The organism is Phaeovulum vinaykumarii (assembly GCF_900156695.1).
In the GTDB taxonomy this organism is placed as follows: domain Bacteria; phylum Pseudomonadota; class Alphaproteobacteria; order Rhodobacterales; family Rhodobacteraceae; genus Bieblia_A; species Bieblia_A vinaykumarii.
Genome location: NZ_FTOM01000002.1, coordinates 674,342 through 694,019, shown reverse-complemented (window position 1 = coordinate 694,019; position 19,678 = coordinate 674,342). Strand labels below are relative to the sequence as shown.

General features: G+C 69.2%; 16 protein-coding genes and 1 pseudogene. All 17 read right to left on the bottom strand.

Features of this window, described 5'->3' with window-relative positions; translation table 11 throughout:
* Positions 1-121: 121 nt before the first annotated feature.
* Positions 122-892, bottom strand: a complete 771-nt coding sequence (locus tag BW949_RS07530; protein WP_076364573.1) for a crotonase/enoyl-CoA hydratase family protein — start codon at positions 890-892, stop codon at positions 122-124.
* Positions 889-1,755, bottom strand: a complete 867-nt coding sequence (locus tag BW949_RS07525) for a hydroxymethylglutaryl-CoA lyase (RefSeq protein ID WP_076364571.1) — start codon at positions 1,753-1,755, stop codon at positions 889-891. Before BW949_RS07525 ends, BW949_RS07530 begins: the two co-directional genes overlap by 4 nt.
* Complete coding sequence (locus BW949_RS07520) at positions 1,752-3,689, bottom strand: acetyl/propionyl/methylcrotonyl-CoA carboxylase subunit alpha (RefSeq protein WP_076364569.1); 1,938 nt, start codon at positions 3,687-3,689, stop codon at positions 1,752-1,754. The genes BW949_RS07525 and BW949_RS07520 overlap by 4 nt, the downstream gene beginning before the upstream one ends.
* Before the next feature lie 10 nt (positions 3,690-3,699).
* Complete coding sequence (locus BW949_RS07515) at positions 3,700-5,304, bottom strand: carboxyl transferase domain-containing protein (protein ID WP_076364567.1); 1,605 nt, start codon at positions 5,302-5,304, stop codon at positions 3,700-3,702.
* A 119-nt stretch (positions 5,305-5,423) separates the two neighbouring features.
* Positions 5,424-5,936 carry a lysozyme inhibitor LprI family protein gene (locus BW949_RS07510; RefSeq protein WP_076364565.1) on the bottom strand — a complete coding sequence of 171 codons (513 nt, stop codon included), beginning with the start codon at positions 5,934-5,936 and terminating at the stop codon, positions 5,424-5,426.
* 34 nt (positions 5,937-5,970) lie between these two features.
* A complete protein-coding gene (locus BW949_RS07505; protein ID WP_076364563.1) occupies positions 5,971-7,134 on the bottom strand; it encodes an acyl-CoA dehydrogenase family protein in 1,164 nt (387 codons plus the stop codon).
* A 117-nt stretch (positions 7,135-7,251) separates the two neighbouring features.
* Positions 7,252-8,190, bottom strand: a complete 939-nt coding sequence (locus BW949_RS07500) for a 2-hydroxyacid dehydrogenase (RefSeq protein WP_076364561.1) — start codon at positions 8,188-8,190, stop codon at positions 7,252-7,254.
* Positions 8,190-8,525: a tRNA-binding protein gene (locus BW949_RS07495; protein WP_076364559.1), complete on the bottom strand. Its 336-nt coding sequence runs from the start codon at positions 8,523-8,525 to the stop codon at positions 8,190-8,192. Before BW949_RS07495 ends, BW949_RS07500 begins: the two co-directional genes overlap by 1 nt.
* A 38-nt stretch (positions 8,526-8,563) precedes the next feature.
* Complete coding sequence (gene proC / locus BW949_RS07490; protein ID WP_076364557.1) at positions 8,564-9,382, bottom strand: pyrroline-5-carboxylate reductase; 819 nt, start codon at positions 9,380-9,382, stop codon at positions 8,564-8,566.
* Between the two features lie 22 nt (positions 9,383-9,404).
* Entirely contained in the window at positions 9,405-9,905 is a 501-nt protein-coding gene (locus tag BW949_RS07485) for a type III secretion system chaperone family protein (protein ID WP_076364555.1), read from the bottom strand.
* Between the two features lie 191 nt (positions 9,906-10,096).
* Positions 10,097-10,723 (bottom strand): hypothetical protein, encoded by a 627-nt coding sequence (locus tag BW949_RS07480; protein WP_143524421.1) that lies wholly within the window; start codon positions 10,721-10,723, stop codon positions 10,097-10,099.
* 246 nt (positions 10,724-10,969) lie between these two features.
* On the bottom strand, positions 10,970-11,407 hold the full coding sequence (locus tag BW949_RS07475) for a c-type cytochrome (RefSeq protein ID WP_076364553.1): 438 nt from the start codon (positions 11,405-11,407) through the stop codon (positions 10,970-10,972).
* Between the two features lie 286 nt (positions 11,408-11,693).
* Positions 11,694-12,224, bottom strand: a pseudogene (locus tag BW949_RS07470) (ABC transporter ATP-binding protein); the annotation flags it as partial.
* Positions 12,217-13,497: a lipoprotein-releasing ABC transporter permease subunit gene (locus BW949_RS07465; RefSeq protein ID WP_076364549.1), complete on the bottom strand. Its 1,281-nt coding sequence runs from the start codon at positions 13,495-13,497 to the stop codon at positions 12,217-12,219. The gene BW949_RS07465 and the pseudogene BW949_RS07470, both read right to left, overlap by 8 nt.
* Before the next feature lie 217 nt (positions 13,498-13,714).
* The gene (locus BW949_RS07460; protein WP_076364547.1) at positions 13,715-14,242 is read right to left on the bottom strand and encodes an HD domain-containing protein; all 528 of its coding nucleotides are present in this window, start codon (positions 14,240-14,242) and stop codon (positions 13,715-13,717) included.
* Between the two features lie 313 nt (positions 14,243-14,555).
* Positions 14,556-15,890, bottom strand: coding sequence for a trigger factor (gene tig / locus BW949_RS07455; RefSeq protein WP_076364545.1), 1,335 nt, complete (start codon positions 15,888-15,890; stop codon positions 14,556-14,558).
* A 147-nt stretch (positions 15,891-16,037) separates the two neighbouring features.
* A complete protein-coding gene (locus tag BW949_RS07450; RefSeq protein ID WP_159440048.1) occupies positions 16,038-19,406 on the bottom strand; it encodes an EAL domain-containing protein in 3,369 nt (1,122 codons plus the stop codon).
* Positions 19,407-19,678: the final 272 nt, after the last annotated feature.

Genomic DNA, 19,678 nt, shown 5'->3' with positions numbered 1-19,678 from the left:
CTAGTGGCAGCATGTCATTCCGCATCGCTCTCGCATCTGGGCGAACGCCCCGCGCGCGCGCCCCGAGCAAGGCACCCGGTCCAGCGGTCAGCCCCCTCCTGTCACGTCCGGGACGATCCAGTCACGCCCAGGACGGCGCGCGCTTCTCGAAAAACGCCGCGATCCCCTCGGCCGCCTCCGGGCTTTCCCAGCGTGCGACCAGATCGGCGACGCTTTCCTCGATGGCCGCCGCGTCGATCACCGGGCCCAGCCGCAGCGCCTGGGCCTTGGCCGCCGCCACAGCGCCCGGCGCGCAGGCCAGATAGGGCGCGATCTCGGCTTCGACCGCGGCATCCAGATCCGCGGGCGCGACCACCCGCGCCAGAAGACCCAGATCGCGCGCCTCCTCGGCCTCGAACAGACGCGAGGACATGAAGACCCGCCGCGCCCGCGCCGCCCCCATCCGCGCCACGACATAGGGGCCGATCGTCGCCGGGATCAACCCCAGCCGCGTTTCGGTCAGCCCGAAGCGTGCGCCCGTGACGCCCACGGCCACGTCGCACACCGACATCATGCCGACGCCGCCGCCGAAGGCATTGCCCTGCACGCGTCCGATCACGGGTTTGGGGCAGGCATTGACCGCGCCCAGCATCTGCGCCAGCGCCCGCGCGCCCGCGGCCCGAACCTCGGGCGTGGCGGCGATCTGCTGGCGCATCCAGTCGAGATCGCCCCCCGCGCAGAAACTGCGCCCCTCGGCCGCCAGCACCACGACACGCACGCCCTGATCGGCGCCCAGCCGCGCGATGGCCGCGCTCAGCCCCGCGATCATCTCGGCGTTGAGCGCGTTGTGCTTTTCGGGGCGCGCCAGCGTCAGCCGCGCCACGCCGCGCGCGTCGATCCCGGTCTCGATCATGCCCTCACCTCTCCCTGTTTCAGGCCCGCGGCCATCTCCGCAACCTCGGCCAGACGCGCCTCATCAAGCCCGGTGTCGAAGCCGCGCCCGCGCAGATGCGCCGCCAGCCGCTCGGTGGCAAGGTTGCCGGCCGCGCCCGGCGCATAGGGGCAGCCACCCAGCCCCCCCACGGCCGCATCGAAGACCCGCACCCCGGCCTCGAGCGCCACATCCACATTCTCGAGCGCGCGGCCCGAGGTGTCGTGGAAATGCGCCGCCAGCGCCGCGACCGGCACCGCCTGCCCCACCGCGTCCAGCATCGCCGCGATTGCCTCGGGCCGACCGCGGCCCAGCGTTTCCCCCAGCGCGATCTCGGCGCAGCCCATCTCATGCAGCGCCTGGGCCACGCGCGTGACCTGCCGCGGGGAAACATGGCCCTCGAACGGGCAATCGGTGACCACCGAGACATAGCCACGGACTTGCACTCCGTCTGCATGCGCAGCCGCCATGATCGGGGCAAACCGCTCAAGACTTTCCGAAATCGAACAATTGAGGTTGGCGCGCGAAAACCCTTCGGAGGCCGAGGCAAAGACCGCAATCCAATCGGCGCCGGCCGCGCGCGCGGCCTCGTAGCCCTTGAGATTGGGGGTCAGCGCCATGTAGCCCACGCCCGCCCGCCGGGTGATCCCGGCCATGACCTCGGCCGCATCGCCCATCTGCGGCACCCAGCGCGGGCTGACGAAGCTGGTCACCTCGATCCGCCGGAACCCCACCCCGGACAGCGCATCGACCAGCGCGATCTTCTCGGCGGCGGGGATCAGGCGGGCCTCGTTCTGGAGCCCGTCGCGCGGGCCCATCTCGACGATCTCGACCGGACCGCTCATGCCGGGGCCTCCTCGTCCTCGAGCCGGATCAGCGCCGCGCCCGCCTCGACCTGATCGCCGGCGGCCACCAGCACCTCGGCCACGCGGCCCGCGCGCGCCGCGCCCAGCGTGTGTTCCATCTTCATCGCCTCGAGCAGGGCCAGCCGGTCGCCCGACGCCACCATGTCGCCCGGCGCCACGAAGACCGCGCGCACCAGCCCCGGCATGGGGGCAAGCGTCACCCCTTCGGCCACCCCGCCGCCCGCCGCGCGCGCCAACGGATCCTCAAGCGCGAAGACCTGCGCGCCGTCGCGGAAGATGGTCACGCTGTCACCCAGAACGCGCATCCGCGCCCGCGTGGGCCGGCCGTCGATCCACCAGCCATCGGGGCGCAGGCGGCACTCATGCGCCCCCTGCGCAAGGGTCAGGCGCAGATGATCGGGGGCCAGCACCTCGAGATCGGCGCGCGTCTCGGCGATCGCCACGGGACGGCGCAGCGGCGCCCAGAGCGCAAACCCGCCCAAGGGGCCCGCCCCTTCCCAAAGCCCGGCGGCGGCGATCAGCGCCAGCGCGATATCCATCGGTTCGGGCGCAGGCGGATGCGCCAGCGCATCAAGATCGCGCGCGATCAGCCCGGTGTCCACGTCGCCCGCGGCAAAGCCCGCGTGCCCCGCCAGCGCCGACAGGAACGCGAGGTTGGTCACCGTGCCCGCCACCTGGGTCTGCGCCAGCGCCCGGCGCAGCCGCGCCAGCGCCACCGCCCGCGTGGGCCCGTGCACGATGATCTTGGCGATCATCGGATCATACCAGGGGCTGATCGTGTCGCCGGCCCGCACGCCGGTATCGGCGCGCGCCTCGGGCGGGAAGACCAGATGCCCCAGCTGGCCCGTGGCCGGCAGGAAGCCCGCGGGCACGTCCTCGGCATAAAGGCGCGCCTCGAAGGCGTGGCCCTGAAGCGCGATGGCCTCCTGCGCGCAAGGAAGCCCCTCGCCCGAGGCCACGCGCAGCTGCCATTCCACCAGGTCCACGCCGGTCACGGCCTCGGTCACGGGATGCTCGACCTGAAGCCGGGTGTTCATCTCCATGAACCAGAACCGGTCGGGGCGCAGCCCGGCGCTGGCGTCGACGATGAATTCGATCGTGCCGGCGCCGGAATAGCCGATGGCGCGGGCCGCGCGCACGGCCGCCGCCCCCATCGCGGCGCGCATCTCGGCGGTCATGCCGGGGGCCGGGGCTTCCTCGATCACCTTCTGGTGGCGGCGCTGGAGCGAGCAGTCGCGTTCGAACAGATGCACCGCGTCCTGACCGTCGCCGAAGACCTGCACCTCGATGTGGCGGGGCTTTTCGACGTATTTCTCGATCAGCACGTCGGCATTGCCGAAGGCGTTGCGGGCCTCGGCCTGGGCGGCGCGCAGGCTGTCGGCGAAATCCTCGGCGCGTTCGACCCGGCGCATGCCCTTGCCGCCGCCGCCCGCCACCGCCTTGATCAGCACCGGATAGCCGATCGCGGCAGCCTCGGCGGCCAGGCGCGCGGGGCTCTGGTCGGTGCCGTGATAGCCCGGCACCACCGGCACGCCCGCTTCCTGCATCAGCCGCTTGGCCGCGTCCTTGAGGCCCATCGCGCGGATCGCATCGGCCGAGGGACCGATGAACACCAGCCCCGCCGCGCGCACCGCATCCACGAAATCGGGGTTCTCGGACAAAAAGCCATAGCCCGGATGGATCGCCTCGGCGCCGGTCTCCAGCGCCGCGCGGATGATGACATCGCCGCGCAGATAACTGTCGGCAGGCGCCGGCCCGCCAATCGGCACGGCCACATCGGCGGCGGCGACATGCGCGGCGCCCGCATCGGCATCCGAATAGACCGCGACCGTCGCCACCCCCATGCGGCGGGCGGTGTCGATGATCCGGCAGGCGATCTCGCCGCGGTTGGCGATCAGGATCTTTCTGAACATCTCCGCCCCCTTACATCCGAAAGACGCCAAAGCGCGTGGCGTCGATGGGTGCCGACAGCGCCGCCGAAAGCGACAGCGCCAGCACCTGGCGCGCGCGGCGGGGATCGACGATGCCATCATCCCAGAGCCGCGCCGAGGCATAGAGCGGGTGGCTCTGACGCTCGAACATCTCGATGGTGGGGCGCTTGAAGGCGGCCTCGTCCTCGGCCGACCATTCCCCGCCCTTGCGCTCGATCGCGTCGCGCCGGACGGTGGCCAGAACGCCCGCGGCCTGTTCGCCCCCCATCACCGAGATGCGCGAATTGGGCCAGCTCCACAGGAAACGGGGCGAATAGGCGCGCCCGGACATGCCGTAATTGCCCGCGCCGAAACTGCCGCCCACGATCATCGTGATCTTGGGCACCGCGGTCGTGGCGACGGCGGTCACCATCTTGGCGCCATGCCGGGCGATACCCTCGTTTTCATATTTGCGTCCGACCATGAAGCCGGTGACATTTTGCAAGAAGATCAGTGGGATGGACCGCTGACTGCACAATTCGACGAAATGGGCGCCCTTGACCGCCGCCTCCGAGAACAGCACGCCGTTGTTGGCCACGATCCCCACCGGACAGCCCATCACATGGGCAAATCCGGTCACCAGCGTCTCGCCGAAGCGGGGCTTGAACTCGTCGAAGCGCGAGCCATCCACGACCCGCGCGATCAGCTCGCGGATGTCATAGGGCGTGCGCAGATCGGCCGGCACAACCGATAGGATCTCCTCGGGGTCATAGGCGGGCTCCTCGGGGCTTTGCCAGACCACGGTCTGGGGCTTGCGCCAGTTGAGCGCCCCGACCGCGCGCCGCGCCAGCGCCAGGGCGTGGGTGTCGTCCTCGGCCAGGTAATCGGCGACGCCCGAAAGGCGGGTGTGCACGTCGCCCCCGCCCAGATCCTCGGCGCTGACCACCTCGCCGGTGGCGGCCTTGACCAGCGGCGGGCCGGCCAGGAAGATCGTGCCCTGGTCGCGCACGATGATCGTCACATCCGACATGGCGGGCACATAGGCGCCGCCCGCGGTGCAGCTGCCCATGACCACGGCAATCTGGGGAATGCCCGCGGCCGACATGCGCGCCTGGTTGTAGAAGATACGCCCGAAATGGTCGCGGTCGGGAAAGACCTCGTCCTGGCTGGGCAGGTTGGCGCCGCCCGAATCCACCAGATAGATGCAGGGCAGACGGCATTCCGCGGCGATTTCCTGCGCGCGCAGATGCTTCTTGACCGTCATCGGGTAATAGCTGCCGCCCTTCACGGTGGCGTCGTTGGCCACCACCATGACCTCGGTGCCGGCGACGCGGCCGATGCCGGCAATCACCCCGGCACAGGGGGCCGCGCCGTCATAAAGACCATGCGCGGCGGTGGCCCCGATCTCGAGGAAGGGCGCGCCGGGATCGAGAAGGCCCGCCACCCGCGCCCGCGGCGCCAGCTTGCCGCGCGCCAGATGGCGCTCGAGCGCGGCCGCACCGCCGCCCGCCGCAGCCAGGGCGGCGGCCTCCTCGACCACGCGCAGGGCCTCGAGATGGGCGGCGCGATTGGCGCGGCCCGCGTCCGAATTGACCAGAACCCCCGAGGTCAGGCGCATGCCCACACCCCCGCGCGCGGCCCCAGGACCGCCTCTCCCCTCCCGCACATCGTCACGCCCCTCCCTGTCGGCTCAACCCGTCGCAGCCCCCCTCCCCAGACGCGCTGCGACGGGAAAGTTCAGTGCTTTTCCATGTATTTGACCGCGCTTTCGAGGAACATCGCCCGCTCGGCGGTATGTTTCATCGTGCAGTTCGCGGCGGCGGTCATGCGATAGGGCGTGCCCCGGCGCATCATCGCCTCGACCCAGCAGCGCGTCTCGCGCCACTTGTTCCAATTGTCCTGTTCATGCGCCAGATCGTCGGCCATCTTCGCGCGCGGCGGCTCGTCGGGATTGCCGGCGAATTTCTCGTCGGCCACCTTCGCCATCTCGACCAGCTTCTCGAAAGCCGCATCCATCCGCGTCTTCCAATATTCGGCCTCGGCCTGCTGGCAGGCGGCGATATCGGTCACCGTGCGGCCCTTGATCTTGCCAAAGCAGGCCCGCGCCGATTCCCCCACGCAGGCGATGTCGGCGCCATACATGGTTTGCTTTTCCATGCATTCGAGCGTCGCATCGGGCGAGAAATCATAGCCCTGGGCCAGAGCCGGCGCCGCGAACAGGGTGGCAACGAGAGCGAGTGTCAGTCTCATGAGTGCACCTATTTGATGATTTTCTGATGCACATTTAGGACATCGCCTTCATGAGTTCACGTCCCACCAGCATGCGCCGGATCTCGGAGGTGCCCGCGCCGATCTCCATCAGCTTGGCGTCGCGGAACAGCCGGCTGACCACGCTGTCGTTCAAAAATCCTGCGCCGCCCATGGCTTGCACGGCCTGATGCGCCTGAACCATCGCCTGTTCCGAAGCATAGAGAACGCAGGCCGCCGCATCCGCCCGCGTCACCGCGCCGCGCTCACAAGCGCGTGCGACGGCATAGGTATAGGCGCGCGCGGAATTCAGCGCGGTATACATGTCGGCGATCTTGGCCTGCATCAACTGGAAGCTGCCGATCGGCTGGCCGAATTGCTGGCGGTCGCGCAGATAGGGCATGATCTCGTCGAGACAGGCGGCCATGATGCCGGTGCCGATGCCCGACAGGACCACACGTTCGTAATCCAGCCCCGACATCAGCACGGCAACGCCCCGCCCCTCGGCGCCCAGCACGTTCTCGGCGGGCACTTCGCAATTGTCGAAGATCAGCTCGCCCGTGTTCGAGCCGCGCATCCCCAGCTTGTCGAAATGCGGCCCCGACGAAAAGCCGGGAAAGCCGCGTTCCACGATGAAGGCGGTGATCCCCTTGGGGCCGGCTTCGGGGTCGGTCTTGGCATAGACGACCAGCGTGTCGGCATCGGGCGCGTTGGTGATCCAGTATTTGTGCCCGTTCAGGATGTAGCGATCGCCCTTCTTCTCGGCGCGCAGCTTCATGCCCACCACATCCGAACCGGCGCCGGATTCGCTCATCGCCAGGGCGCCGATCTTGCGGCCCGCGATCAGGTCGGGCAGATAGCGGCGCTTCTGATCGTCGCTGCCGTTGAGCTTGATCTGGTTGACGCAAAGATTGGAATGCGCGCCATAGGACAGCCCGATCGAGGCCGAGGCGCGGCTGATTTCCTCGGTCGCCACGACATGGGCGGCATAGCCCATTCCCGCGCCGCCGAATTCCTCGGGCACGGTGATCCCCAGAAGACCCAGCTCGCCCATCTCGGGCCACAGTTCGTTGGGAAAGCTGTTGTCGCGGTCGGTCTGCGCGGCCAGCGGCTTGACCCGCTCCTGCGCCCAGCGGTGCACCATGTCGCGCAGCGCCGCGGTATCCTCGTCAAGATCGAACTGCATCGAAGCCGTGAACATCGCGCGCCCTCCTCCCTGGCGGTTGACGTTATTTGAACATGCGTTCATTTAATTCGACAAAACGGCACCCGTCAAGCCCCGCGTGCCGAAACGGCACGTCAGACGGAGGGGGGCGGGTCAGACGGGATTGGGAAGCGGGCGGCCCTCGAGATGGGCGATCAGGTTGTCATGGGCCATCATGCCCATGGCCTCGCGCACCTCGAGCGCGGCCGTGCCCAGATGCGGCAGCAGCGTCACATTGTCGAGCGCGCGCAGGGCTGCGGGAACCTCGGGCTCGCGGGCATAGACATCAAGCCCCGCGCCCCCGATCCGGCGCGCCTCGAGGGCGGCGATCAATGCCGCCTCGTCCAGCACATCCCCGCGGGCGATGTTGATCAGATGCCCATGCGGCGCCATCGCGGCCAGCTCGGCCGCGCCGATCAGCCCGCGCGTGGCCGGACCACCGGGCACGGCGATCACCACGAAATCGGCGCCCATCGCGCTCGGCAGATCGACGCGCACAGCGGGGAAATCCAGCGTCTTTTCCGAGCGGTTGAAATAGGACACCCGCATGCCAAAGCCGAAATGCGCGCGCCGGGCGATGGCCTGCCCGATCCGGCCCATGCCGATCACGCCCAGGTGCTTGCCGGTCACATGCGCGCCCAGCATCTGCGTGGGCTGCCAGCCGGCCCAGGCACCGCGGCGGACCAGACGTTCGCCCTCGGCGGCGCGGCGCGCGCTCATCAGCAGAAGCGTCAACGCGATATCGGCGGTGGCATCGGTCACGGCGCCGGGGGTGTTGGTGACCGCCACGCCGGCCGCACGGGCCGCGGCCACGTCGATATGGTCGGTGCCGACGCCGAAATTGGCCAGAAGCCGCGCCCGGACCGGGCCAACAAAGGCCGCGGCGCGAAAGGCGTCGCCCAGCGTGGGCAGGATCACGTCATATTCGGCCAGCGCAGCGCGCGCCCCATCTGGGGTCAGCGGAGCCTCGGCGTGGCGGAAGGTGGTCTCGAACCGGGCGGCCAGCGCGGTCTCGACCCGAGGGGGCAGCGCGCGGGTGACCAGCAGGCGCATCAGAACATCCGCGCGCCGGGGGCCACGTCCTGATCGGGGCGCAGCAAAACCACCTCGCCCTGCGCATCGGGCACGCCCAGCGTCAGCACCTCGGACATCATCGGGCCGATCTGGCGCGGCGGAAAGTTCACCACCGCCATGACCATGCGCCCGACCAGATCCTCGGGGGTGTAATGCGCGGTGATCTGCGCCGAGGAGCGTTTCTCGCCGATCTCGGGCCCGAAATCGATCCACAGCTTGATCGCGGGCTTGCGCGCCTCGGGGAAGGGTTCGGCGCGGGTCACGCGACCGGCGCGGATGTCAACCTTGAGGAATTCGTCGAAGCTGAGGGTCATGGCGGCCTCTCTGAAGGGGGATCGGGGCGCGCGCGGGCCTAGCCGCGGCCCAGTTCGCGCCCGCGTTCGGCGGCGGCATGGACCGCACGGCGCACAAGCGCGGGAAAGCCCGTGTCAGGGTCCATCAGCACCGCCAGCCCCGCCGCGGTGGTCCCCCCCGGCGAGGTGACATTGACGCGCAGCTGCGCGGGGCTTTCCTGCGCCGTCTCGGCCAGCGCGCCGGCGCCGGCCACGGTGGCCTGCGCCAGTTGCGCGGCCAGATCGGGGGGCAGGCCCTCGGCCTCGGCAGCGGCGGCCAGCGTCTCGATCAGGTGAAAGACATAGGCCGGCCCCGAGCCCGAAACGGCGGTGACCGCATCCATCTGATGCTCGCCCTCAAGACGCACCACCTGCCCCACGGCGCAAAGCAACGCCTCGGCCAGGTCCAGATCGGCGGGTGTGGCCTGCGCGTTGGCACAGATCGCGGTGATGCCCCGGCCGATGGCGGCGGGCGTGTTGGGCATGGCGCGCACCAGCCGCGTGCCTGCGCCCAGCGCCGCCTCGAAGGTGGCGAGCGTCGTTCCCGCCGCGATCGACACGACCAGCGCGCCCCCCATGCCGCGCGCAGCCAGATCGGGCAGCGCCGCGCCCATCATCTGCGGCTTGACCGCCAGCACCACGACCTTCGGCGCGTCGGGCAGACCCGCGTTCAGATGCACGCCCTGCGCACGCAGCCAGTCCGAGGGGTTGGGCTCGATCACCCAGACATCGGCGGGCCGCACGCCGCCCTTGAGCCAGCCCGCCAGCAGTGCCGAGCCCATCTTTCCGCAGCCGACGAGCACCAGCCCGCCTTGCTCCAGAACCGCCAGATCCGTCATGAATTGCCTCTTGCGCAGATGCTCAGGCGCGTCCGTAGGCGTCGCGGATGGCGACGCGCAGCGCCTCTTCGGGGGTTTCCCCGCCCCAGGCACAAAGCTGAAGCGCGGGATAGAACCGTTCGGCCGCGGCCACGCCCGCACCGACCATGCGGTCGATCTGCTCGAACCCGGCCGGCTGGCCACCCGCCAGCACCAGCCCATAGCGCCAGACCATCATCCGCTGTTCGGGCCAATAGGTGAAGGCGCCGGTCCACATCTCGTCATTGACGCGGTTGAGCAGATCCAGGAATTCCGTGCGCCGATCGGCCGGCGGTTCCATCTCGAAGGTCAGGATCACGCGCAAGGTCTCGTCGGCATCCGACCAGGCCAGATTGATCGAATAGCCGCGCCATTGGCCTTCGACCACCAGCGCGATCTGATCGTCGGTGACGCGATCGAAGTCCCAGTCATGCCGCTCGGCCAGGCTCTCGGCCACGTCGATCGGATGACGGTCCTCGTGCAGATAATCTTCGCTGAGCGCCATGCCGCCTCCTGACCTGCCATTTGGCGCAGACCCGTCCACCAGACCTAGCCCCATCCCGCCCACGCGCCGCAGCTTGCGTGGGGGCTTACAAGATATGGTGGGGCGAAAGCGCCCTCAACGCAAGCCGTTTTCGCCCCGCAACCGGGGCTGCGGGGCAGAAAGCTGGGGAAAACCCGGCCCTTGGGCGCAGATCAGCTGCCGCACTCGGGCACGCCCATGCGGATCAGTTCCGCGCCGCGGATGCGGTAGAGATCGTTGATCTCGTAGCGAGCCTCGCGCAGATACCAGTCGCGCAGCGGCGCGGGATAATAGCTGGCGATCACCTGCGACCAGTATTCGAAGGATTCGGGCGGCAGCGGGCGGCCATAGGAGCTGGGCCCGTGGAAGCCGAAGGTCGTGTAGCGGTGAATGCAGGCATTGGGCAGGCCCACGAACATGGTGCAGGTGGACAGGCAGACCTGTCCCTTCACCTCGACCGGCACGCCGCTGGCGGCCAGGTCGTTGATCTGCTTGACGCGGTTGGCGATGACGCCGCCGCGGTCATTGCTGATCACCACGCGCCGCGCCGAGGCGGCATTGGTGGCCACACGGTTGCCGCCGGGCGGCGAGGCGCGGCCGAAGACAAGGTTGGTGCCCACCGCATCCACCGCATAGGGGCTGGCATAATCCCCCGCTTGCGCCTGCGCATCCCCCCCAAGGCCGCCAAGTTCCAACGCGGCGGCCACCGAGACCGCCATGACAAGACGCGACCCCTTCCCCGCGCCAGATATGGCACGGTCACGGCGCGCCCCCGGCACGCCACAATCGTTCAATTTCATGAGAACCCACCCCTGGATTTCTCCGCCGCCTTCTGGCGGCCCCCCGGACGGGCACCCCACCCGTTCCTGCGAAGGATGAAGCCACGCAGCCCCCTAACGAGGGGTTAGCAGCGGCAGGGCATTTCTATCGAATTCGAGTCGAATGCCGGTCGGAGGCGGGCTCAAACACCCCGCAAGTCACTGAAATAATGCCATGAAATATCAGACGCCGTGATGCGCCGCGCCCCCAGGCCGCGTCCGCACATCTCAGGGTTGCGCAGGCGTCTGGATCGTCTCGAGATATTCGGCCAATTGCACCAGACGCAGGGGGGTGGGCGTTTCGATGCCGTCCCCCGAATCGTAAAGCACCGTGCGCCCCTCGAGCAGCGCCCCAAAGGCGGGCATGCCGGGATGCGTTGCCGAGCCGCGGGCATAGCCCCAGATCTTGCTCATCACCTCGGCGCGGGGGAAGGCGCCGCCGCGGCGCGCCGCGATGCGGGTCAGATCGGCCGGACGGGTATCGAGAAGCGCGCCGGCCGCCCCGTCGCCCTGCCCCGAGGCCCCGTGGCACGAGACGCAGAAGCTCTGGAAATCCGCCCGCCCGCTGGGCACCGGCGCCAGCGCGGCACAGCCGGCCAGCCCGGCCGCGACGGCCAGCGGCACGACCGAAAGCACCAGATGCGAAAGCGGGATCGCGCGGGTCATGATCTGTCTTCCCCCAAAGGCGCCGATTGCGCCGCCCCAAGGTGCCACCTGCCGCGCGGGCCGGCAAGGGGAACCCGGAATGCCCGCCCCACCTTAACGCCCCCACCTGCCCCCCGTGCGAACGGCCCGGCCGCGGCCGGTCTCAGGCCAGCCGCCCGGCATCAAGGCGCAGCACCCGGTCCATGCGCCGCGCCAGATCGAGGTTATGCGTGGCGATCAGCGCCGACAGGCCGGTCTCGCGCACCAGCTCCATCAGCACGCCGAAGACCTGATCCGAAGTGGCGGGATCGAGATTGCCGGTCGGCTCGTCGGCCAGCAGAAGCTGCGGGCCATTGGCCAGCGCCCGGCAGAAGGCCACGCGCTGCTGTTCGCCCCCCGACAGCGCGGCGGGGCGATGATTCGCCCGCGCCGCCAGGCCGACACGGTCCAGAAGTGCGGCCGCGCGGGCCTCGGCCTGGGCCGCGGGCACGGCATTGGCCAGCTGCGGCAGGACGATATTCTCGGCGGCGGTGAATTCCGGCAGCAGGTGGTGGAACTGGTAGACAAAGCCCAGGTCCATCCGCCGCGCCGCGGTCCGGCGCCGGTCCGACGCCCCGGTCAGATCCTGCCCGCCCAGCACCACCTGCCCGGCATCGGGCGTGTCGAGAAGCCCCGCGACATGCAGGAGCGTGGACTTGCCCGCACCCGAAGGCGCGACCAGCGCCACGACCTCGCCGCGGGCGATGCGCAGATCCACCCCGCGCAGCACGGTGATCTCGGCCGGGGTGCCGCGGTTGTAGCGTTTCTCGATGCCGCGAAGGCTCAGCACGTCATTCATAGCGCAGGGCCTCCACCGGGTTCATGCGGGCGGCGCGCCGCGCGGGCAGGATCGTGACCAGGAACGACAGCCCCAGCGACAGGCCCACCGCGCGCCCGACATCGGCGGCGCGCAATTCGGCCGGCAATTCGTAGATGCCGCGGATCGACGGATCCCAGACGCCGCCGCCCGCGATCCAGTTCACCAGCGACATGATCTGGTCGATGTAGAGCGCGAAGAGACAGCCCAGGAGCACGCCCACGGCCGTGCCGATGACCCCGGTGAAGGCGCCGCACAGGAAGAAGACGCGCAGGATCGCGCCTTCGGTCAGGCCCATGGTGCGCAAGATGCCGATGTCGCGGCCCTTGTTCTTGACCAGCATGATCAGCCCCGAGGTGATGTTCATGGACGCGATCAGCACCAGGATCGACAAGATCACGAACATCACGTTGTCCTCGACGTCGAGCGCGCGCAGGAAGGCGCCCGAAGCGTCGCGCCAGGTCCACAAAAGCGTGTTGGGCCCGGTCCCGAAGAGCGGGATCGCCCAGTCGTCGACGCGCTCGGGGTCGGCGACATAGATCTCGATCTCGTCGGCGCCGCCCTCGCGGTTGAAGAAGGTCTGCGCCTCGGCGAAGGGCATGTAGACGCGGGTGCGGTCGATGTCCCAGCGCCCGGCGGTGAAGATATAGACCACCTCGTAGGCGTTGACGCGCGGGGTGATGCCGAAGGGGGTGCGCGCGCCGTTGGGGTTGATGAGCTTGACCCGGTCGCCCACGCTCACGCCGAGGTCACGCGCGACGCCCGAGCCGATGGCGACGCCCGCGCCAAAGCGGGCGATGTCGCCCAGGTGGTCCTGCGGATGGGCCACGCGCGGGATGGTGGCCAGATCCTCGGCCGAGATGCCATAGACCTCGGCCACGTTCGAGCGGTCGCCGAAGGTGATCATCGCCTGCCCGCGCACGAGCGGCGCGGCGCGGGTGATGCCGGGCAGCGCGCGGATGGCGGCGACACGTTCGGGGTAGTCGGTGATCAGCCGCGAGGCATGGCCGTTTTCATCCACGGTGCCCGAGACATAGACGCTGATATGGGCGTTCGAGCCCAGGATCGTGTCGACGAATTCGGCGCGGAAGCCTGCGCGCACCGCCAGCGTGGCGATCAGCGCCATCACCCCCAGCGCGATGCCGATCAGCGAGATCCAGGTCATCACGCTGACGCCGCCTTCGGCGCGGCGGGCGCGCAGATAGCGCCAGGCGATCATGAACTCGAAACGCGAGAAGGGGGCGGTGCGGGCCATGGCCTCATGTCCTTGGAGAGGGGTGCGGGCACCCTCGGGGCAAGCGCGGCGAAGGTCAAGCATTCGCCGCCCCGGGGGACCGTCATCGGCAAAAGCGCGCGGGCGTCACGGCGCGGGGTTCGGGTCTTCGGGGGCATCGAGCCCCCGGAAGACCCGGCCCGTCGGGCCCCCTCGATGGGGGCACGACGGGCTCCCCCTGCCCCGAACGCCGCGCATCTCAGCCCAGCGCCGCCCGCGCACGGGCCACCGCCGCGGCCAATGCCGGGCGCACCGGATCGGCCGCCGCGGGCAGCGCCGCGACAACCCGTTCGGCCCAATCCACATAGGCGTGCCTGCGCGCCCGGTCCCAGTGAACGGGCGGGCTTTCCACCAGCGCGCGCAGGTTCGACAGCTTGTCGCAAGCCTTCACCAGCGCCGCATCCGCGGACTTGCCCGGCGCATTGATCTCCTGCAAGCGCTTGCGTTCGGCCTTGGGGCGCGCCTTGTCATCGGTCAGTTCGGCCACGACGGCCGCCACCTCGGGACCGAACCGCGCCGCGATCTCATCCGGCGTCACGCCGCAATCCTCGACCGTGTCGTGCAGCCAGGCCGCCGCGACCGCCACATCGGACCCGCCATGGCCCGCGACATATCCCGCCACCTCCTCGAGATGCACGACATAAGGTTCGCGCGCGGCCCCCTTTCGGGTCTGGCCGGCATGGGCCGCCTCGGCAAAGGCGCGGGCGGCGGTGATGAGATCGGTCATTCAGCCCTCCTTGTCCCGGCCGGGATCGGGTCCGCCACGGGACCGGCACCACCGCCCATCGGACGGCGGCAACCACGTTGCGGCGCCGCGCCCGATGCGGGACGGATCATGATTTTCAGGAAAACAGCGCCCCGGACACAGCCGTCAGACCCTGCACGAACACGATGCCCCGCTTGCACGCCGACGTCAACCGTCCCCGCCCCTTCAGCGCATCGCACCACGGGCACACCGCACCACGGGCCACCGCACGCAAAAGGGCCGCGCCTTGCGGCACGGCCCTTGCATCTTCATCACCCCGGGAGGGGGCGGGCGATCACGCCTCTTCGAGCTTGTCCAGCGCGGCCTGAAGCTCGTCCTTGGTGATGTCCTTGTCGGTCACCTTGGCGATGCCCACGATGTAGTCGATCACCTTGTCCTCGAAGAGCGGCGCGCGGATCTGCTGCTGCACTTCCATGTTGTTCTTCACGAATTCGAAGAACGCCTGCTCCTGACCCGGATACTGGCGCGCCTGCGCCATGACCGCGCGGGTCATCTCGTTGTCGGTGACCTCGATCTTCTGCTTGCGGCCGATCTCGGCCAGCAGCAGGCCCAGACGCACGCGGCGCTCGGCCAGGGTCTTGTGCTCGTCGGTGGGCTCGATCGCATCGTGGTTGTGATCGTGCACCTCGGGGTGCTCCTCGTGCCACAGCTGATGCGCAATCTGCTGGGCCTCGGCCTCGACCAGGGTCGGCGGCAGCTCGAATTGCACCTGCGCGTCGATCTGATCGAGCAGCGCGCGTTTCAGCACCGCACGCGCGGCACCGGCATATTCGGCCTCGAGACGTTCGGCGACCTGGGCCTTGAGCGCCTCCAGATCCTCGGCGCCATAGCGCTTGGCCATCTCGTCGTCGATCTCGGCCGCTTTCGGCGCCTTGATCTCCTTGAGGGTGCAGGTGAATTCGGCGTCCTTGCCGGCCAGATGCTTGGCTCCATAGGATTCGGGGAAGGCCACCTTGACCAGAACCTCATCGCCGACCTTGGCGCCGACCAGCTGTTCTTCGAAGCCCGGAATGAACGAGCCCGAGCCCAGCACCAGCGGGTAATCCTCGCCGGCGCCGCCCTCGAATTCCTCGCCGTCCACGCGGCCCACGAAGTCGATCACGACCTGATCGCCGTCCTTGGCCTTCGAGCCCTTGCGACGGGCCTCGAAGACCTGCGCGCCCTTGGCCAGGTTCTCGAGCGCCTCGGTCACCGAGGCCTCCTCGGCTTTCACCACCAGGCGTTCCAGTTCCACGACCGAGGCGTCGAAATCCGGGATCTCGGGCAGCTTCTCATAGCTGACCGACACGACGACATCGTCGCCTTCCTTCCAGTTCTCGCCGTTCTGCATCTCGACCTTGGGCTGCATCGCCGGACGGTCGCCGGTGCTTTCCAGATGATCGCGCAGCGCGTTGTCGATCGATTCCTGAAGCACATCGCCCATCACGCGCGCGCCGAACTGCTTGCGCAGGAGCGCCATCGGCACCTTGCCCTTGCGGAAGCCCTTCAGCTCGATCTGGGGCGCATATTCGGTCAGCTTGGCGTTCACCAGCTCGTCGAGTTCCGCCGCAGCAAGCGTCAGGGTGTAGCCGCGCTTGAGGCCTTCGTTCAGGGTCTCGGTGACCTGCATGGGTGATCCTCTGTCCTCTGGGTGCCGCCGCGCGGCAGATATGCGAAATCAGCCGCCCTTCTATTGGCCACAAACGCGGCTGGCAAGGTGAAAACGGGGATTTCAGGCCTTCCCGCACCCGTCGCCGCCCCGTCGCCGCGGCCGGTCTCAGGCCTCGGCCAGCCCCATCACATGGGCCGCCAGATCGCGTTCGCACAGGGGTGGCGAGAACAGATAGCCCTGAAGCAGGTCACAGCCCATCGCGCGCAGGATCTCGGCCTGCTTGGGGGTCTCGACGCCCTCGGCCACGGTCTCGATCTCGAAGACCTGGGCCAGTTCGACGATCTTGCGCACCAGCTCGCGGACGCGGAAATTCCCGGCGATGGGGGCGATCAGGCGCCGGTCGATCTTGATCGACGCGGGCGCGATCTCCATCAGCGACAGGATCGAGGCATGCCCGGCGCCGAAATCGTCGATCTCGATGCCGATGCCGGCCGCCCGGATCGCGGCGAGATGCTGCCAGAAGACCTCGCTTTCGCGCTCGACCAGGATCGTCTCGAGCAATTCGAAGGTGACCCGCGTCGGCCCCTTTGCCACACGTTCGACCGCGGTGACCACGCCGGGGTCGTGCAGCCGGCCGGAACAGACGTTGAAGCTGATCTTGGGGACATGCACGCCCTGCGCGCGCCAACGCTCCACCGCATCCAGGGATCGGTCCATCACGATGCGGTCGATATCGGCGACCACCCGCATCTGCTCGGCCAGCCGCATGAAGGCATCGGGGCGCAACAGGCCCAGGACCGGGTGGCGCCAGCGCACCACGGCCTCGACCCCGACCAGCCGGCCGCTTTGCGCATCGACCTGCGGCTGGAAGAAGGGCACCAGCTGATCGCCCTCGGTCAACGCCTGCTGCAATTCCCCGGCCAGACGGCGCAACGACCGGATATCCGAGCCCAGCGTGTCGGAATGCACCTCGATCCGGTTCCGCCCGGCCTCCTTGGCGCGGTAGAGCGCGGCATCGGCGAAAACCTGCACCTCGCGGCCGGGGTCGTCGGTGTCGGCCACATGGGCGATGCCGAAGCTGGCGCTCAGCCGCACGGGCCGGCCGTCGTAGAGGAAGGGCAGCGCCAGCCCCTCGCGGATGCGCGCGACGGTCGCGCAGGCCTCCTCGCGCGGCGAATCGACCCCCAGCATCACCGAGAATTCATCCCCTCCGATGCGCGCGGCGAAATCATCGGCGCACAGGCTCTCGCGCAGGACGTCGGCGACCCGCATCAGCACCCGGTCGCCCGCCTCATGCCCCCAGGTGTCGTTGACCTGCTTGAAATGATCCAGGTCGATGCGGATCAGCGCCGCGCCGCATTTGGCCCCCAGCGCGGCGCATTCCTCGAGCCGTTCGCGCAATGCGCGGTCGTAATAGCGCCGGTTGGGCAGGCCGGTCAGCCCGTCGTGAAGCGCAAGCCATTCGTTTTCGGCGCGCATCGCCTCCGAAACCTGATGGGCGTGGCGCAATTCGGCCTCGCGGCGCATGTCGCCTGTGACATCCGAAACCGCCCCGGTCCAGATGATCGCGCCATCTGGGGCGGGCCGCGGGATCGCCGAGCCCGACAGCCAGATCGTGCCGAGTTGCGGGTTCATCAGCCGGAAGCGGATGGTCCAGGGCTTCATCTTGCGCGCGCTTTCGGCGCGGCCGGCGGCATAGGCGGCGCGATCCTCGGGCGCGACCATGTCGACAAGGCCGCGCGGCAGCCCGCAGATGGCGTCACGGTCCAGCCCGACCAGCTTGCAGAAATGGTCGTTCATGTAGGTGAATTCGATGCGCCCGTCGGCATGCTGGCGCGCCTCGAGCAGGCCCACCGGCGCCACGGTCGAGATCATGCTCAGCTGATCATGGGCGCGGCGCACCTCCTCGGCGGCCTCCTGCGCGCGCTGTTCGATGCGCAGCCGGTCGGTGATGTCGAGCGCCTCGCCGAACCAGATCACGGCGCCGTCGGGCTCGATCTGGGGCGAGGCCCAGACATTGACCCAGCGCAGCCCGGTCTGCGGGTGGTTCACCCGATGGCGGAATTCCACCTGCGCACCGGCCCGGCGGGCGCGCGCGAGGCGCGTGCGGATCATCCGCGCATCCTCGGGCGGGACATGGGTCAGGAAGGCCTGGCCGTCGGCCGCAATGGTCTTGGCGGGCACCCCCAGCATCTCGGGCAACTTGCTGTTGAAAAACGAGAACCCGCTCGCCCCACTGCGTTCGACCCGGTATTCGAACAGCCCCCCCGGCACGTTGCGCGTGACCTTGTCCAGACGCTCATGCGCGGTCTGCGCGGCCCGCGCCATCTCGGCCAGACCGCGCTCGTTTTCCTTCAGGTCGTCGATGTTGATATGCGCGCCGGTCAGAATGAAGGGCAGGTTGCGGTCCGACCGATCGATCCTGCGCCCCACGGTGCGGTACCAGTGATATCGGCCGTCCCCGTGGCGCAGGCGCAATTCGTGATGCAGCGCGCTGATCGCGCCCACGGCCAGCGCGCGCAGGGCGGTGGTGGTAGCGGCAAGATCGTCGGGGTGGACAAGACGGCGCCAGCCGGAGATCGAGCTGTCGAATTCCTCGGGCGCATAGCCCATCAGGCGGCAGGTTTCCTCGGGCGTCCAGCCCGCCTCGGTTGCCGGACAGATGTTCCAATGCGCCACCCGCCCCGAGATGGCCGAGGTGCGCAACATCTCCTCGCGCTCCTCGGCGCGCAGCCGCGCGGTCTCGGCCTCGGCCAGCGCATCGGCCACGCGTTGCTCGGCGGCCTTGCGGGCCTCGATGTCGATCAGGCTGCCGCAGATGATCGGTGACAGCCCGCTGCCCGCGCCGTGATACTTGCGCCCCGAGGCATGGAACCAGCGCCAGTTGCCGTCGCGGCACAGCAGGCGGTAATCCATGTCGAACTGATCCGACACCCCGCGCACCAGCCGTTCCATCGCCCCGATCGAGGCGTCGCGGTCCTCGGGGTGGATGCGGGCGCGTATCCAGACCGAATCCAGATCCACCTCGTCGGGGGCAAAGCCCAGCATCCGGAAATAGGTGTCGGTGGCCCACAGGCGGCGGGTCGAGATATCCATGAACCACTGGCCGAAATCGGCCGTCTCGGCGGCGGCGCGGAAGATGTCGTCCCCCCCGCCGCCAAGAGCCCCCTCCGCGCGGTCGGCGGGCGCGCGCTCCCCGGCGGGGGCGCTTTCGGTGGCCAGCCCCAGAACCGCCTGGGCGCCGCCGCTCGCGCGGATCGGGCTCAGCGCCAGATCGAACATCCGCAGCGCCCCCGCCGCGGTGCGAAAGCGCCCGCGGAAGCGCCCGGCAAGCCGCCCACCTTCGCGCAGGGCACCGGCCAGGCGCAGCGCATCTTCGGGCACCATCGGCGCGTGCAGCCCGGCACCGCGCAGACCCAGCGCCGCCAGCGCCGCGGCATTGGCGCCCAGCGTCCGCCCCTCGAGCGAGAACAGCCAGGCCGGGCTGCCCAGCCCGGCGAGAAGGGTCTGCAAATCGCGCGGGAGCGTGCTCATCCCCGCCCCCCCGGCGAAACCGCCGATATGCCGGCAGCACCTGCCGCGCCCTTGGCGAAACCACACCTCGACGGCGCATTCGCGGGTCCGAAGGAAGCCCATCGGCGCAACCGCAACTCCTGACCATGAAACAGACGCAACTTCGCGTCAGGTAACCATAGGGTTTGGGGAAAACGGCGTAAATAGCCGCGGCGCCATCGCGGCCGGCGACGTAGCGAAGTCAACACGCGCAGCCAGGGGCCAAAGCCCGGGAGAAGAATGCATGCGAAGGC